Origin of the sequence: Aeromonas sp. R2-4 (genome assembly GCF_040908365.1) — a bacterium.
In the GTDB taxonomy this organism is placed as follows: Bacteria; Pseudomonadota; Gammaproteobacteria; order Enterobacterales; family Aeromonadaceae; genus Aeromonas; species Aeromonas veronii.
This window is the reverse complement of sequence record NZ_JBFODO010000052.1, coordinates 101,341-116,223: the sequence shown is the minus strand read 5'-3', so window position 1 is coordinate 116,223 and position 14,883 is coordinate 101,341. Positions and strand designations below refer to the sequence as shown.

12 protein-coding genes, 1 tRNA gene and 1 riboswitch are annotated in these 14,883 nt (G+C 59.4%); of the genes, 7 read left to right on the top strand and 6 right to left on the bottom strand.

The features are described 5' to 3' along the window. The first annotated feature begins 132 nt into the window (after positions 1-132). Positions 133-289: riboswitch (FMN riboswitch) on the top strand. 104 nt (positions 290-393) lie between these two features. Next, the gene (gene ribB / locus AB5Z05_RS19415) at positions 394-1,047 is read left to right on the top strand and encodes a 3,4-dihydroxy-2-butanone-4-phosphate synthase (RefSeq protein WP_323894869.1); all 654 of its coding nucleotides are present in this window, start codon (positions 394-396) and stop codon (positions 1,045-1,047) included. 225 nt (positions 1,048-1,272) lie between these two features. Continuing rightward, a complete protein-coding gene (locus AB5Z05_RS19410; protein WP_005334342.1) occupies positions 1,273-1,515 on the top strand; it encodes an Lpp/OprI family alanine-zipper lipoprotein in 243 nt (80 codons plus the stop codon). A gap of 156 nt (positions 1,516-1,671) precedes the next feature. Here AB5Z05_RS19410 and AB5Z05_RS19405 read toward each other — a convergent pair whose 3' ends face one another. Together AB5Z05_RS19405 and AB5Z05_RS19400 are read right to left on the bottom strand one after the other, a co-directional pair. Then, complete coding sequence (locus tag AB5Z05_RS19405) at positions 1,672-2,520, bottom strand: tetratricopeptide repeat protein (protein WP_368152822.1); 849 nt, start codon at positions 2,518-2,520, stop codon at positions 1,672-1,674. Further along, complete coding sequence (locus AB5Z05_RS19400) at positions 2,517-3,239, bottom strand: 4'-phosphopantetheinyl transferase superfamily protein (RefSeq protein ID WP_368152821.1); 723 nt, start codon at positions 3,237-3,239, stop codon at positions 2,517-2,519. The genes AB5Z05_RS19405 and AB5Z05_RS19400 overlap by 4 nt, the downstream gene beginning before the upstream one ends. 275 nt (positions 3,240-3,514) lie before the next feature. Here AB5Z05_RS19400 and AB5Z05_RS19395 point away from each other — a divergent pair, with 275 nt between their 5' ends. The 4 genes from AB5Z05_RS19395 (at position 3,515) to AB5Z05_RS19380 (ending at position 7,754) form a co-directional block, all read left to right on the top strand. Continuing rightward, positions 3,515-4,003 carry a C40 family peptidase gene (locus tag AB5Z05_RS19395; RefSeq protein ID WP_368152820.1) on the top strand — a complete coding sequence of 163 codons (489 nt, stop codon included), beginning with the start codon at positions 3,515-3,517 and terminating at the stop codon, positions 4,001-4,003. A gap of 148 nt (positions 4,004-4,151) precedes the next feature. Then, the gene (rlmF, locus tag AB5Z05_RS19390; RefSeq protein ID WP_216948927.1) at positions 4,152-5,123 is read left to right on the top strand and encodes a 23S rRNA (adenine(1618)-N(6))-methyltransferase RlmF; all 972 of its coding nucleotides are present in this window, start codon (positions 4,152-4,154) and stop codon (positions 5,121-5,123) included. Between the two features lie 245 nt (positions 5,124-5,368). Further along, the gene (locus AB5Z05_RS19385) at positions 5,369-6,094 is read left to right on the top strand and encodes a MaoC family dehydratase (RefSeq protein ID WP_019445964.1); all 726 of its coding nucleotides are present in this window, start codon (positions 5,369-5,371) and stop codon (positions 6,092-6,094) included. 244 nt (positions 6,095-6,338) lie between these two features. Continuing rightward, entirely contained in the window at positions 6,339-7,754 is a 1,416-nt protein-coding gene (locus AB5Z05_RS19380; RefSeq protein WP_076495096.1) for a DASS family sodium-coupled anion symporter, read from the top strand. A 116-nt stretch (positions 7,755-7,870) separates the two neighbouring features. Here the strand turns inward: AB5Z05_RS19380 and AB5Z05_RS19375 are convergent, their stop codons facing one another. Beyond that, positions 7,871-8,857 carry a DUF481 domain-containing protein gene (locus AB5Z05_RS19375; RefSeq protein WP_058055848.1) on the bottom strand — a complete coding sequence of 329 codons (987 nt, stop codon included), beginning with the start codon at positions 8,855-8,857 and terminating at the stop codon, positions 7,871-7,873. A gap of 39 nt (positions 8,858-8,896) precedes the next feature. Next, positions 8,897-9,805: a L,D-transpeptidase family protein gene (locus AB5Z05_RS19370; RefSeq protein WP_216949325.1), complete on the bottom strand. Its 909-nt coding sequence runs from the start codon at positions 9,803-9,805 to the stop codon at positions 8,897-8,899. Between the two features lie 439 nt (positions 9,806-10,244). Between AB5Z05_RS19370 and AB5Z05_RS19365 the strand changes: the two genes are divergently transcribed. Continuing rightward, positions 10,245-10,334: transfer RNA gene (locus tag AB5Z05_RS19365), tRNA-Ser, on the top strand. Positions 10,335-10,420: 86 nt separating this feature from the next. Here AB5Z05_RS19365 and AB5Z05_RS19360 read toward each other — a convergent pair. Together AB5Z05_RS19360 and AB5Z05_RS19355 are read right to left on the bottom strand one after the other, a co-directional pair. Beyond that, entirely contained in the window at positions 10,421-13,555 is a 3,135-nt protein-coding gene (locus tag AB5Z05_RS19360; protein WP_368152819.1) for a multidrug efflux RND transporter permease subunit, read from the bottom strand. Between the two features lie 15 nt (positions 13,556-13,570). Further along, positions 13,571-14,728 carry an efflux RND transporter periplasmic adaptor subunit gene (locus AB5Z05_RS19355; RefSeq protein ID WP_106842633.1) on the bottom strand — a complete coding sequence of 386 codons (1,158 nt, stop codon included), beginning with the start codon at positions 14,726-14,728 and terminating at the stop codon, positions 13,571-13,573. Positions 14,729-14,883: the final 155 nt, after the last annotated feature.

Genomic DNA, 14,883 nt, shown 5'->3' with positions numbered 1-14,883 from the left:
ATTCGCCAGTCATGGCCTCTCGTGCTGGCGAGCGGGCCGCAGAGCGGGATCCCGGGCGCAATGTTGAAACGCTTTTCAGCCTGCGGGGGATTTTGGCTGGTATCTGCAACCGTTTTTCTTTAGGCTGTCTGCGCTTATTCTCAGGGCGGGGTGCAATTCCCCACCGGCGGTATCCCGATTGACTCGGGGAGCCCGCGAGCGCCCGACTTGGCTGATTGCCAGGTCGGGGTCAGCAGATCCGGTGAGATGCCGGAGCCGACGGTCATAGTCCGGATGAAAGAGGATAAGACAGACCTTGCCGTTTTGGCCCTTGTGGGCTGGCCGCTGCATGCCCGTCTCTGTCTGCCTTTCCATGCCCTGATTCTGGTCCTTGTCTTGTTTAGGAGTTTTACCATGAATCAGTCTCTACTCAGTGAATTCGGTGATCCCGTTGCCCGTGTCGAAGCGGCGCTGTCTGCCTTGCGTGCCGGAGGCGGCGTACTGGTGGCCGACGATGAAGATCGGGAGAACGAGGGCGACCTCATTTTCGCCGCCGAATCCATGACCAATGAACAGATGGCGCTGATGATCCGCGATTGCTCCGGTATCGTCTGCCTCTGCCTGCCCGACGAGCGGGTTCGCCAGCTCGAACTGCCGATGATGGTGGAGGCCAACTCCAGCCACTACCAGACCGCCTTTACTGTGACCATCGAAGCGGCGCAGGGGGTCACGACCGGTGTCTCGGCTGCTGATCGCATCACCACCATCCGCGCGGCTATCGCTGACGGCGCCAAACCGGGCGATCTGCACCGCCCGGGTCATGTTTTCCCGCTGCGGGCGCGAACCGGTGGGGTGCTTACCCGCCGTGGTCATACCGAAGCGACGGTCGATCTGATGCAGCTGGCTGGCCTCAAACCGTTTGGTGTGTTGTGTGAATTGACCAAAGAAGATGGCTCGATGGCTCGTCTGCCAGACCTGGTTGCGTTCGGTCGCAAGCACCAGATGCCGGTGCTGACCATCGAGGATCTGGTGCAATATCGTCAATTGTTGTCAGAACGTACAGCCTGAGCCTCATACGAAATTGTAATAAGGCAAAAATTTGGTTAACCTTTGTCCGTGCCCCCACCACACGGCACTCATTTTTTAGACGAATCTGGACAAAAACTGTTCATTCAAAAAAAAATGAGGGTTTTAATGCATTTATCTGTGGTGGGGACTATGCAAAGTAGGATTTTTTTGTGCCATAATCACGCCGCTTGCTAAACGTCTGGCGAGTTCAAGGGAGCTTTAAAAATGAAAAAATTGTTGTTGGTAGGTGTTGTTGGTCTGTCCGCTCTGCTGGGCGGTTGTGCAAACACCAGCGAACTGGAAACTTCCGTTCAGAATCTGTCTAACAAAGTTGACCAACTGGCTCAAGATGTTAGCGCAGTTCGTGCTGATCAGTCCAAAATCGCTGCTGATGTTGCCGAAGCCAAGCAAGAAGCTATGCGTGCTAACCAGCGCATCGACAACATGGCTACTTCCTACAAGAAGTAATCCATGCGAAAAAAATGGCGCAGTTTTGCGCCATTTTTTTTTGCCTGAAATTCACCGTATCTCCACTATTCCCACAGTACCTTTTTCGTACTTGACCCATGAGGTCATGCCGGTCTCCCGGCACTCCCCCATCATTACCAGCCAGTTCGATTCCGATCAGTAGAGCAGACTATAGAGTTTGCGACGGTAGCTCTGCGCCGCCGGTGTGCTGCCCATGGTCGCCAGAATATCGAGATAGGTCTTTCTGGCATCGCCGAATGCCAAATCCCGCTTGAGGATCTCCAGCAGCAGTCCCAACGCCTCTTCCTGACGACCAGCTTGGTTGTATTGCACCGCCAGCTCCTGAGTCAGGGCAAAATCATCAGACTGTTCTGCATGACGGGCTTCCAGCGCGCGCAGCTCCGGGCTGTCTGCCGCTTGTAGGGCCAGCGCCAGCCGTGAGCTCAGGGTATGGAAGTGGCCATCCTGCGCCGCCATCGGGATGGTGCCGAGGCGCTCCTGCGCTTCCTCCAGCAGGTTGAGGTCGAGCGCAGCTTGAATGAGCCACAGGCTGATGTCGTGGCGTTCAGGAGCCAGCTGGTGTGCCTTGGTCAGATGGGCATAGGCGGTGCTGGGCTGCTCGTCAGCCAGTGCTTGTTGCCCCTTGGCCAGCAACTCTTCCTCTTCTTTGGGGGCGAAGGCGGCGAAATACTGGCGCAGGCTGGCTTCATCCTGCGGCCCTTCGATGATCCCCTGTTCGTCAGGGCGACCCTGATGGAACAGAACCAGCGCCGGCAGGGCGCGCAGACCAAGCTGACTGGCCAGCGGCTGCAGCTGGGGATCGTTCATATCCACCTTGGCCAGGGTGACCTGCTCATTGGCGGGCCCAACCAGTGATTCGATCAGCGGTGTCATCCCCTGGCACTCCGGCATCTGCGGAGCATGGAAATAGATGACGACCGGCTTCTTCATGGACGCATCGATAAGTTCTGCGTGAAAATTCTGGGGAGTAATGTCGACGATCATGAGTTGGACTCTTCAGAAAGGGTGTTAAGTAACATGGGGTTAAGCGAGTGGCAATTCAAGCGCTCATCCAGCCGGTAAAAGGTCACGGGGGCTGCCGTCGCCGCGAGACTGAGCCAGCCGCTGGCAAAGGGCCAATCCTGTATCTGATAAGCAGTGTCATCGAGCCGGTTGTCGAGTCGCCATCCTTCCTCCGGGAGAAACCTTACCTTCTCCAGCCCCGCCGCTATGCCGCCACCGTGGGCTTTCAGTACCGCCTCCTTGCGCGACCAGAGCCGGTAGAAGGCGCTCTCCTGCTCTTGGGCAGGCAGTGCGCAGAGCCACTCATATTCACTCTGTGCATAAAACCGGCGGGCCAGGGGGAGGGGATGATGCCGCCGTTTGCCCAGTTCGATATCCACCCCAAGCGGTCCATGCGGGCAGAACGCCAACACCAGCCAGCTGCCACTGTGGCTCAGATTGAACTGCCAAGCATCATCATGTAGTCGGGGCTTGCCGTGGGGGCCGTTGCAAAATTGCAGCCTGGCGGCGGGTTGTTGCAGCCGCTCGGCCAATAGCTGGCGCAGCAGGGCGCGGCTCACCAGATATTCCTGACGCCGTTCAGAATGGGTCATGGCTTGCCAGATATGTTGCTCATCGGTTGACAGCCATTCAGGCAATTGAGCAAGCAGCTCCTGGCATACCCTGGCCGGTTTTAACAAAAAAAGATCGGTTTCGATCATGGTTTTTCACTTTAAAAAGGTGCTGAAGCAGGGATAAAAGCCAGTTATCTATGAGGCTCAAGGCTCTTTTTGCGATTGTATATTGTTTGTGCATGATCACATTAATTATGAAAAATCGTGCATTTCCTTGCAAAAATGTGAGCTTGATAGGGATTTTCACTTGCCTCGATAGAATTCTTGGATATAGTCGGGTGCTGTTGCCTTATAAATTGCCCTTTGGGGCCGTATTTTAACAAGATTTACTATTTAGCGGGGATAAAGGATTGCGCCACCTGATGCTACTGCTGGTCGTGCTCGGAATGGTGGGTTGTGCCTCGGCACCCCAACCCGAGGTCGCGAGCAAGATCGAAGTTTCCATGGTCGAACCTGTCATCGAACCGGAAGCTTCCCAGACACCCGATGTGAATGAAATCCTGACTGTATATAAAGAGTGGCGTGGCGTTCCGTACCGGATGGGTGGCAGCAGCCAGCGCGGTATCGACTGTTCCGCCTTTGCCCGTGAAGTGTTCCGCAATGCCGTCGGTATCGAATTACCCCGCGATACCCGCTCCCAAGTCCATGAAGGGACGCGCGTTTCCAAGCAGGATCTGGTCGAGGGTGACCTGGTCTTCTTCAAAATCAATCGTCGTCTCAACCACGTTGGTATCTATGTCGGCAATGGTGAATTCATCCACGCCTCGACTCGCGCCGGTGTGACACGCTCCAAGCTGGATAGCCAATATTGGCGCAACAAGTTCTGGCAAGCTCGCCGGATCGATATCTGAGTCAGGCTGGACAAACGGCTCGCAGTACGGACTGTTTTTCCAACCTCACTTGAACCGGGCTCGATAGCCCGGTTTTTTATTGCCGTCGTTTAGACTTTCCCGAGTCAAATCACTATAGTGTGGGCCCGTTTTCTTCGGCAGGCTCAGCATGAAACCCCGCATCCCATCAGCCGGTGGCCCCAAGTCGGGCGACCGTAAATCCGGACTTCACTCCCGTAATCGCCATCAGGCGGGTTACGACTTTGAGGCGCTTTGCCTGCGAACTCCCGAGTTGGCCGCTCATGTCTTTATCAATGACTACGGCACCCGCACCATCGATTTTGCCGATCCCTATGCAGTGAAGACTCTCAATCGCGCCCTGCTGGCCCATCACTACGGGATTGCCCACTGGGACTTGCCTGCCGGTTACCTCTGCCCACCCATCCCGGGACGGGTGGACTACCTGCACTGGGCGGCCGACCTGCTGGCCGAGAGCGCAGGCGAGCTCCCTACCGGCAAGGGGGTGAGGGTGCTGGATATCGGGGTGGGGGCAAACTGCATCTATCCGCTGCTGGGTGCCCGCGAATATGGCTGGCGTTTTGTGGGATCGGATATCGATCCGGTCTCGGTCAAGGCGGCCACCCTGCTGGCCAGGAGCAACGGACTCGGCAACCAGATTGATTGCCGTTTGCAGGGCAACCCCAACCATGTGTTTCGCGGCATCATCGGGCCGAAGGAGCGCTTCACCCTGACGCTGTGCAATCCGCCGTTCCATGCATCGCTGGAAGAGGCGAGCAAGGGAACGGAGCGCAAGCTGCGCAATCTGGGCAAGGAGGTGACAGGCGCCCCTGTGCTCAACTTCGGCGGCCAAAAGGCCGAGCTCTGGTGCGAAGGGGGCGAGGCGGCGTTTCTGGCCAACATGATTGCCCAGAGCAAGGAGTTTGCCACTCAGTGCCTCTGGTTCAGCTCGCTGGTGTCGAAAAAAGAGAACCTGCCGGGGGCGAAAAAGGCGTTGAGCCGGGTGGGTGCGCGTCAAGTACGGGTGATCGACATGGCGCAGGGCAACAAGGTGAGCCGGATCCTCGCCTGGTCCTTCCTGGATGAAGAGGGATTGCGTCGCGGCTGGTCGAGCGCGCGCTGAGTCCCAACCACAAGGCCCGACGAGGGCCTTTTTTCATAACGACCCCGATGAATTTCCCCTGCTGGCGGCATCTTTGGCAATCGATTTCCTCATTGGCAGATCGTGCTGGTTTACATGGTCTAAGTAGTTACTTCCGCCTTGGTACAGGTGTACGCCGAGATTTTTTTGCACTTACAGCTGAAACTTTAATAAAATAGGACTGGTTAGACCTCTTTACAGGCATAGAATCAAATAGGGATCGGTAGATGAAAGTTGTCGATTTTCTGAAGCGCAAGCGCGAAATTCTGGCGCAGCACCCCTTTGAGCTCAAGGATTGGCTCTCTCCGGCGATCCGCGACTACTGGCGTGAGTTTCAGCAAAAGGCACATCTTCATCCTTTGCTGGGGCGTGTGCTGGACTTGCAAGCCGAGTCCCAGAGCGAGCAGCAACAGGATGCAGCAACCGTGGCACAAGTAGCCAACGGTCAGCCTGCCGTGGCTCAGGAACCCGCAGTTGAGCTGGGGGCCGAGGCGGCCGAGCTCTATGCCGCCCTGCAGGCCCGCATCGGTGAAGAGACCCACGTCGGCGAGTGGCTGCACGTCAGCCAGCAGATGATCGATCAGTTTGCTGCAGTGACCGGGGATCACCAGTGGATCCACACCGATCCGGAGCGTGCGGCCGCCGAGTCGCCTTTCAAGACCACCATCGCCCACGGATTCCTGACCCTGGCGCTGCTGCCGCAGTTGACCGGCTCGGTCGATGAGGCCACCCCCGAGTTCCCGACCGCCCGCATGGTGGTGAACTTCGGGCTGGATCAGGTACGTTTCCCGTACCCCATCAAGGTGGACAGCAACATCCGCGCCCGCACCAAGCTGGCCCGGGTCACCCCCATCAAGGGTGGGCTGGAGCTGCTCAAAGAGATCAAGGTGGAGATCGAAGGGATCCGCCGCCCGGGTTGCGTCATCGAGTCGGTGACCCGCATCTACTTCTGAGCCCCCTCATCGGCATGAATGGTGAAACGGGCCCGCTGTCGTGTGCAACGAACAGCGGGCCCGTTTTTTGCCTGTTTGTTGCAAGGGTTGAGGCGTCAGCCATAGCGCGCCGACCCCAGCTTGATATGACTCACAAAACGGTGCGCCGTGCAGTTAGCCAGCTCTCATTTTGGCGAGTTGGCCGCGTGAGGCGATAGCATGTTATGCCACTATTGGCTTCTTACTCCCGATCCTGGAGACAATAGTGCCCATCAATAATAAGATTATTCTGCCACTGCTGCTGAGCCTCGCCATCCTGCTGATCCCGACCCACTGGATCCCGCTGGAGGGGATCACCGTCATCGAGCAGCGGGTCGTGGCTATTTTCGTGCTGGCCGCCCTCTGCTGGATCCTGGAGCCCATCCCTATCTTCGCCACCTCGGTGCTGATCATCGTGCTGGAGCTGCTGCTGCTCTCCGACAAGGGGCTCTGGTTCATGACTGCCGACAAGGCCGAACCGGGGTTTGGTGAGTTGCTCAAGTCGACTGAAGTGATGGCGACCTTTGCCTCGCCGGTCATCATGCTGTTTCTTGGTGGTTTTTTCCTCGCTATTGCGGCGACCAAATACCATCTGGACGTCAATCTGGCGCGGGTGTTGCTGCGCCCGTTTGGTCAGGATCCCCGGATCGTCATGCTGGGGCTGATGTTGATCACCGCCACCTTCTCCATGTTCATGAGCAATACCGCCACCACCGCCATGATGCTGGCCATCCTTACCCCAGTGCTGGCGGCGTTCCCCGACAAGGACCCGGCCAAAATCGGCTTTGTGCTGGCCATTCCGCTGGCGGCCAACCTCGGCGGGATCGGCACTCCCATCGGCACTCCGCCCAACGCGGTGGCCCTCAAATACCTGACCGGCGAGCATGCCATCTCGTTCGGTCAGTGGATGGGATTTGCGGTGCCCTTTGTGGTATTGCTGTTGCTGCTAGGTTGGTTTCTGCTGGGGCGCTTCTTCCCGAGCACCCTCAAGCGGATGGATCTCAAGATTGAGGGGCGCTTTATGCAGACCCCTCGCGCCTGGGTGGTCTACCTCACTTTTATCACCACCATAGTGCTCTGGCTACTGGGGGATCTGCACGGCATGAGCTCCTACGTGGTCGCCATGATCCCGGTGGCGGTGTTCCTGACCACCGGCATCATCACCAAGGACGATCTGCACAAGATCTCCCTCGACGTGCTCTGGCTGGTCTCGGGCGGTATCGCGTTGGGGTTGGCGCTGGAGGACTCAGGTCTGGCCGAGCGGCTCATCACCCATATTCCGTTCCACGAGTACTCTACGCTGGCGGTGCTGGTCGGCGCCTGCCTGCTGGCGGTGGTGATGGCCAACTTCATGTCCAACACCGCGACCGCCAACCTGCTGCTGCCACTGGTGGCAGCACTGGCGGTCAGCATGCCGGAGCTGGCCGAGTGGGGTGGCAGTCACACCCTGATCCTGGCGGTCACCATTTCGGTTTCGCTCGGGATGTCGTTGCCCATCAGTACTCCCCCCAATGCGCTGGCCCACGCCACCGGTCTGGTTGAGAGCCACCAGATGGTGCGTATCGGCGTCATCATGGGATTGGTCGGTACCCTGTTGGCGATGGTATGGATCTACCAGATTGCCGCTTGGGGACTGATCTGAGCGTACGGCCGGTTTCTCATCTGTTGCCTGCTCCATCATCGGAGAAGTGCCATGGCAGGTGATGACCAAAACAGAAAGAGGAGCCAACTTGGCTCCTCTTTCTGTTTGCAGTTGACTCAGAAACTGGCGCCCAGATTGAGCAGGTGCCTGAATTCGGTCTCTTTGTACTTTTGCTCGAGACCGACGAAATGGACTTCGCCATCTTCCCACTCCATCTCGCTCGACCAGGAGAGGCGCAGGTGGTCGTTGAAGTAGTAGCGCAAGCCCACGCTGCCGGTCACATCTCGATTCAGAGTGATATAGGGTGAGGGTTGATCCAGATAGAGCAGATAGCGCCCCTGACTGAACAGCTCCAGTTTTTCCCGCCATATCGGGATGGGTTGGCGATAATCCCAGTTCATGCTGGCAAAGGGGTAGTCGATGATCCGGTTGCCTTTGAAGAGCAACCCAATCCCGCTCTCTTCTCTGAAGTAGGCCTTGCGCAGACCCCCTTGCGCCACGAACTCCAGCCGACGGCGCTTCTCGTTCCAGAAGCGGTAACCCGGCCCGGTACCATAGTCGAGGCTGAGGTAGTTGCTTTCCAGCATGTCATATTCGGCATTGAGCGAGCTGCGCACAAACCACTGCTGATCGAAAAAGTAGTCAATGGTCGGGTTCAGTTTGTAGTCGTGGTTATCGGTGACGCTGTCAGACGTTTCGTAGGAGTACTCTCCGGAGAAGCTGTAGCGCCAGTCCAGATTGGCCAACTCGGTCTTGCCCTTGAAGTTGACGTTGTTGGTGTGCTTGTCCTTGTGTTTGAGCTTGATGTTGAGATCGCCACTACCGGTCCAGAGCCAGGCCTTGCGTTCATCCTGCTCATCCTTGAACAGGGTGAATCCACCTTTGGCGGTCGCCTTGGGTTTATCCTGATGCTCTAGTCGCCAGCGCTTGATGGCATCCCGCTTGACGGTAACGGCACCGGTATAGGGCAAAGAGATGCGTACCGACTCATCGCCTATCTCTTCGATGGTACCGGTCAGACGATCGCCATTGTTCATCCAGAGGATGTCTTTTGCCCACAGGGGATGGCAGATCACCATGAGTATGAGAGGCAGGTATTTCATGAGGTAAGGTGACTCCGGTGCGACTCGGGCGCTGGTGACTTAGCCACTGACAAGTTGGCTGCTGATGGGGCGGGGCAGGCCGTTTTTGCTCTCCAGCGCCGCCGTCACCTCATCCTGCATCACGTCAGGTGCGCTGATAAAGCTCTCTATGGCCGGTGATAACATCAGCGGGGCGCCATTTTCAAGCTCCTCTTCGGTGCGAGAGAGCGGGGAGTGTACCTCCAGCCAGCGCCGACCATCCGGTTCGATGGCTACCTTGACCGGTTGATTGATGACCCGCACCGGTGTGCCGATCGGCACAATCTTGAACAGGGCCTCGATATCGTCAGGTCGCAGCCGGATGCAGCCTGCACTTACCCGCAGGCCAACGCCAAAATCCTTGTTGGTGCCGTGGATCAGGTAGTCGCGCTTGCCATAGCCAAGGCGCATGGCGAACTTGCCAAGGGGATTCTCCGGGCCGGGGGGCACCACGGCGGGCAGGGTGATCCCTTTTTGCTCCAGCCAGGATTTGCGCACCATGGGGCCGGGCACCCAGGTCGGGTTGGGATTCTTCTCGATGACGGTGGTGGTCATCTCCGGAGTCTCGCGGCCGATATCGCCAATTCCGATGGGCAGCACGATGACCTCGCTCTTCCCTTTGGGGAAGTAGTAGAGACGCAGTTCGGGCAGATTGATGACGATCCCCTCGCGCGGCACATCAGGCAGCAGCATTTGGGTGGGCAGCGTCAAGCGGGTTCCCGGCTTGGGTAAATAGGGGTCTACACCCGGATTTGCTTCAAGCAGCGCCAAAAATCCAATTTGCGTATTTTTTCCAACCAGTTCCAGATGTTCATTCTGCTGGATGATGTAATCCTCCAGCTCACCGATGAGGCGACTCCCGGCAGCTGGCAACGGGTAGCGTTTGGCCTCTGCCGGCGCGGCGCAGAGCAGGATGGCTGCCAGCAGCATGGAAAGGGCGGGCGTTAAGGGTAGGGGCTTGAGTTTCGGCAATCGCATAAGAAGATCCATCAGTTCAATCGGGGCGGGACATCATCAACATAGCCGCTAGGATGGCGCGATTGTTCCTCAATCAGCCCATGATTACCAGCTTGCCGCGCACCCACAATGATGTAGGGATACATAGGAAACCTGCAAAAATAGGCATCACCCATAAATTTGAGCGCTAAGTAGGAAAAAGAGACGCCTGATGGCAATGGGGGAATATTACGATATGGATAATGGCCGGGTGTGCGAGCGGGTTAATGTCGGGTGGATGCAGGGTGGCCTGGCAACGCGAACAGCACGCGCCGCATTGTGAGCCTGCTCCCAGATAGCTGATTCAGCCATTTGATATCTAAGAAATTTTTATTGCATCCTCGGCCCAGCTTGGGTAAAAATCTCTCCCCACGGAGAGATGCCGGAGTGGCCGAACGGGATTGACTCGAAATCAATTGTGGCAGCAATGCCACCCAGGGTTCGAATCCCTGTCTCTCCGCCACATACCAAGCCCAACCTGTTTAGCAGGTTGGGCTTTTTCTTTTGGTGATGTGTTGAGGGACTATCCGGCCGCCTGTGTATCTGTGGTCATCGGTCCGGATGAATGCTGTTGGATGCTCGCCGTGTCTGCCAGGAGTGCAGGTGCTGCTGCGCCCCGATGATGAAGACAAAAAAGACCGGTACGAAGAAGATGGCCAGCAGGGTGCCGCTGATCATGCCGCCAAACACGCCGGTGCCGATGGCGTGCTGGGTCTCCGCGCTGGCGCCACTGGCGAGCATCAAGGGCACCACCCCGAGGGTGAAGGCCAGCGACGTCATCAGAATGGGGCGCAGGCGCAGGCGGGCAGCAGTGACAGCCGCATCAAGCAGTGAGCGCCCTTCGCTGTGCAACTGGCGCGCAAACTCTACGATGAGGATGGCGTTCTTGGCCGACAGACCGATGATGGTGATCATGCCCACCTTGAAGAAGACGTCGTTGGGCATGCCGCGCAGCATCACGGCCGCGACAGCGCCGAGCAGGCCCAGCGGCACCACCAGCATCACCGAGAGCGGGATCGACCAGCTCTCGTAGAGTGCCGCCAGCACCAGGAAGACCACCAGCGCCGACAATAGCATCAGCAGGGGTGCCTGCTCGGCCGACTGGCGCTCTTGCAACGACTGTCCCGTCCAGGCCAATGCGAAGCCTGGTGGCAATTGCGCCACCAGACGCTCCATCTCCGCCATCGCCGCTCCGCTGGAGATGCCGGGCGCTACCCCCCCGGCAATACGCACGGCGGGGAAGCCATCGAAGCGCATCATCTGTTGCGGCGATTCGCGCCATTCCGGTGTCACCACCTCCCGCAAGGGGACCATGCCGCCGCTGGCATTGCGCACCCGCAGGCCGAGCACGTCATCGAGCTGCATGCGCGCCGACGCGTCGGCCTGCAGAATGACCTGCTGCATGTGCCCGCCGTTGGGGAAGTCGTTGACGTAGAGCGACCCCATTGCGGCCGACAGGGTACTGCTCACTCTGGCGAACGAGAGTCCCATGGCTTCGGCCTTCTGTCGGTTGATCTCGAGGTGAATGCTCTCGCCGGGAGGCAGATTGTCGGGATACACATCACTGACAACCTGGCTTTTGGCGGCCAGTTCCAGCAGTTGGGCCTGAGCGGCCAGCAGAGCGGCATCTCCCCGGTTGGCTCTGTCTTGCAGGAACAGGGTGAAGCCGGAGGCGGTGCCCAGCTCGTCGATGGCGGGCGGCAGCAGGCTCATTACCGTGCCTTCAGGAATATTTGCCATAGCCGCTTGTGCCAGATCTGCCTCTTCGGCTGCCGTGGCACCATGACGCTGATCCCAATCTTTGAGCATGGTGAAGGCCATGGCGGCATTGGGACCTGCGCCGGAGAAGCTGAAGCCCTGCACCACCAGGTTGGTGTCCAGCGCCTCGCGAGAGGCGACGTGAGCCTCGAAGGCCTTGACCACCTCAAGAGTACGCTCGCTGGTGGCGCCGGTCGGCAGCTGGATGGAGGTCATGAAGTAGCCCTGATCCTCGTCCGGCAGGAAAGAGGAGGGCAGCTGGGCGGCGGCGATGGTTAGCACAGCGCAGAGGGCGGCAAAGGTTGCCATCATCCGTCCGCTGCGCCCGACCAGCCGGGTTACCCGCGCACCGTAGCCTGCCGTGAACCGCTCGAAAGCCCGGTTGAAGGCACCGAAGAAGCCGCGTTTCTCATGATGATCCGGACTGACCGGACGCAGCAAGGTGGCGCAGAGCGCAGGTGTCAGGGTCAGGGCGAGGAAGGCCGAAATGAGGATCGACACCGCCATCGACAGGGTGAACTGCTGGTAGATGACCCCCACCGAGCCGCTGCCAAACGCCATGGGAAGGAACACCGCCGTGAGCACCAGGGTGATGCCGATCACCGCCCCGGTGATCTCCTTCATGGCTTGCGACGTCGCCTCCCGGGGCGACAGCCCCCGGGTGGCCATCAGGCGCTCGACGTTCTCCACCACCACGATGGCGTCGTCGACTATGATGCCGATGGCCAGCACCATGCCGAACATGGTGAGGGAGTTGATCGAAAAACCGGCCAGCAGCATCACCGCGAAGGTGCCAAGCAGGGCGATGGGGGCGACGATGGCCGGGATCAGGGTGTAGCGCAGGTTCTGCAGGAAGAGAAACATCACCAGAAATACCAGCACCATGGCTTCCAGCAGGGTGTGGATCACCTTTTCGATGGAGACCTTGACGAAGGGGGCCGAGTCAAAGGGTATCGAATAGGCCATGCCCGCCGGCAGGGTGGGGGCGAGCTGGGCGAGACGGGTGCGCACCGCATCGGCGGTACGCACGGCGTTGGCGCCGGGGGAGAGCTGGATGGCGGCGCTGGTGGCAGCCACGCCGTTCTCCCGGTTGGAAAAGGCGTAGGATTGCGCCCCCAGCTCGACCCGGGCGACATCACCCAGCACCAGCTTGGCGCCATCACCACCTGCTCGCAGCACGATGGCGGCGAACGCCTCGGGAGTCGTCAGCTGCCCTTGAACCGTGAGGGGAACAGTCAGGCGCTGCCCCGGCAGGGCGGGTTCGTCACCGAGGCGCCCCGGGGCAATCTGGATGTTCTGCTGCTCGATGGCCTGCGCCACCTCGCTGATGGTCAGCCCGTAGGCGGCGAGTTTGGCCGGATCTACCCAGATGCGCATGGCCTGCTCGGCGCCGAACAGCTGCACTCGTCCCACCCCGTCGATGCGGCGCAACTCCTGCACAATATTGCGTGCCATGTAGTCGTTGAGGGCAACCTCATCGAAGCGGCCATCCGGTGAGGTCATGCCGACCATCATCAGAAAGCCGGATGAGGCGGACTCCACCTGCAGGCCGGTTTGCCGCACCGCTTGTGGCAAGCGAGGCTCGACCGCCTTGATGCGGTTTTGCACGTCCATCTGGGCAAGCTCCGGATCGGTGCCCGGCTTGAAGGTGGCGGTGATCTGCGCGCTGCCCGAGGCGTCCACAGAAGACTCGAAGTAGAGCAGGTTCTTCACTCCCGACAGCTCGCGCTCGATCAGGCTCACCACCGCATCGTTCAGGGTCTGCGGTGTGGCGCCCGGATAGGCGGCATAGAGGGTCACCGACACCGGCGCCACCGAGGGATAGCGGGAGATGGGGAGCTTGGGGATGGCGATGACCCCTGCCAGCACGATGAACAGGGCGATCACCCAGGCAAACACCGGGCGATGGATAAAAAACTGCGGCATGGATAACTCTCCGATTCAGCGAATGCCACCGTCAGCCGGTTGGCTGACAGCGGGTGGTTGCCAGGGGGAGGCAATGACCTGAACTCCCGGGGTCAGACGATCGATCCCTTCGATCACCACCTGTTGCCCGGCACTGAGCCCGGATGCGATGCGGTACTGGCTATTCACCAGTTCAGCGGTGTTGACCGGAACCAGCTGTGCCTGCCCCTGGCCATCCACCACCCACACGCTGGTCTGACCCGATGTGCGCACTACTGCCTGCTGGGGCACGGTCAGGGCGTTGGCATAGCGGGCACGGGGAATGCGCGCCTGCACGTAGAGACCGGGCAACAGCCGCCTCTCGGGATTGTCCACCAGCACCCGCAGCAGCACATCGCCGGTCCCGGCATCGACCTCGATGCCGGAGAAGAGGATGCGCCCCTGCATGCCCAGCGGTGTGCCATTGCTACCGAGGATCTCCACCGCCAGTTCCGGTGCCGTTGAGCCAGCCTGCTGGCGCAGGGATTCCAGCACCGAGGCCGGTTGGCGCACATCGACGTAGACCTGATCGATCTGCTGGATCCGGGCCATGGGGGTGGTATCGGTTGGCGACACCAGGGCCCCTTCACTCACCAGCGCCTGATCGATACGTCCGGCGATGGGGGCCTCTACGCTGGCAAATTGCAGGTTCAGTTGGTGCCGGGCCAGGGTCGCCTTGGCCTGGGCTACATCGGCAGCCGCCTGATCCCGCTGGGAGACCGCATCGTCATAGGTCTGGCGGCTGATGGCGTCGGTGCGCAGCAGCGGCTTCAGGCGGTCAATCTGGATGCGGGCGCGAGCCAGCACGGCCTCGGCCCGTTGCAATGCGGCGGCGGCGCTGTCGACATCGGCCTTGAAGGGGGCCGGGTTTATCTGGAACAGCACTGTGCCTGCGCTGATCTCGGCGCCCTGCTCGAACAGGCGGCGCTGTACGATGCCGCTAATCTGGGCGCGAATGTCGGCGCTGCGCAGTGCCGCCACCCGGGCGGGCAGATCCTCGCTGATGACAAGCTCCCGACCAGTCAGAGTCAGCACCGATACCTGAGGCAGGGCGGGTGCCTCCTGCTCTTGCGGCGCGACATCGCAACCCGCCAACCCGAATGCGGCAATGACGGCGAGCAGGGCGCCCGCATATCGCTGTTTTACAAACATCATCCACTCACCTCGTTAAACCTTCTCTCCGGTGTGATGTGACCGGAGAGTGCATCGAACGGCCATTATGGCGAGGGGCTATTGCGAATGATTCGAGGCTTTGTGGAGAATCCATGGAGGCGATGATAAAGTTCAACGCCACCTTTTTTCGAGTCCGA

Bases quoted from the DNA above. Each gene is read 5' to 3' on its own strand.
- AB5Z05_RS19355 (WP_106842633.1), bottom strand. From the start codon at position 14,728: ATGATGTTTGTAAAACAGCGATATGCGGGCGCCCTGCTCGCCGTCATT.
- AB5Z05_RS19395 (WP_368152820.1), top strand. From the start codon at position 3,515: ATGCTACTGCTGGTCGTGCTCGGAATGGTGGGTTGTGCCTCGGCACCC.
- AB5Z05_RS19405 (WP_368152822.1), bottom strand. From the start codon at position 2,520: ATGATCGTCGACATTACTCCCCAGAATTTTCACGCAGAACTTATCGAT.
- ribB (WP_323894869.1), top strand. From the start codon at position 394: ATGAATCAGTCTCTACTCAGTGAATTCGGTGATCCCGTTGCCCGTGTC.
- AB5Z05_RS19360 (WP_368152819.1), bottom strand. From the start codon at position 13,555: ATGCCGCAGTTTTTTATCCATCGCCCGGTGTTTGCCTGGGTGATCGCC.
- AB5Z05_RS19400 (WP_368152821.1), bottom strand. From the start codon at position 3,239: ATGATCGAAACCGATCTTTTTTTGTTAAAACCGGCCAGGGTATGCCAG.
- rlmF (WP_216948927.1), top strand. From the start codon at position 4,152: ATGAAACCCCGCATCCCATCAGCCGGTGGCCCCAAGTCGGGCGACCGT.
- AB5Z05_RS19370 (WP_216949325.1), bottom strand. From the start codon at position 9,805: ATGCTGCTGGCAGCCATCCTGCTCTGCGCCGCGCCGGCAGAGGCCAAA.
- AB5Z05_RS19410 (WP_005334342.1), top strand. From the start codon at position 1,273: ATGAAAAAATTGTTGTTGGTAGGTGTTGTTGGTCTGTCCGCTCTGCTG.
- AB5Z05_RS19385 (WP_019445964.1), top strand. From the start codon at position 5,369: ATGAAAGTTGTCGATTTTCTGAAGCGCAAGCGCGAAATTCTGGCGCAG.
- AB5Z05_RS19375 (WP_058055848.1), bottom strand. From the start codon at position 8,857: ATGAAATACCTGCCTCTCATACTCATGGTGATCTGCCATCCCCTGTGG.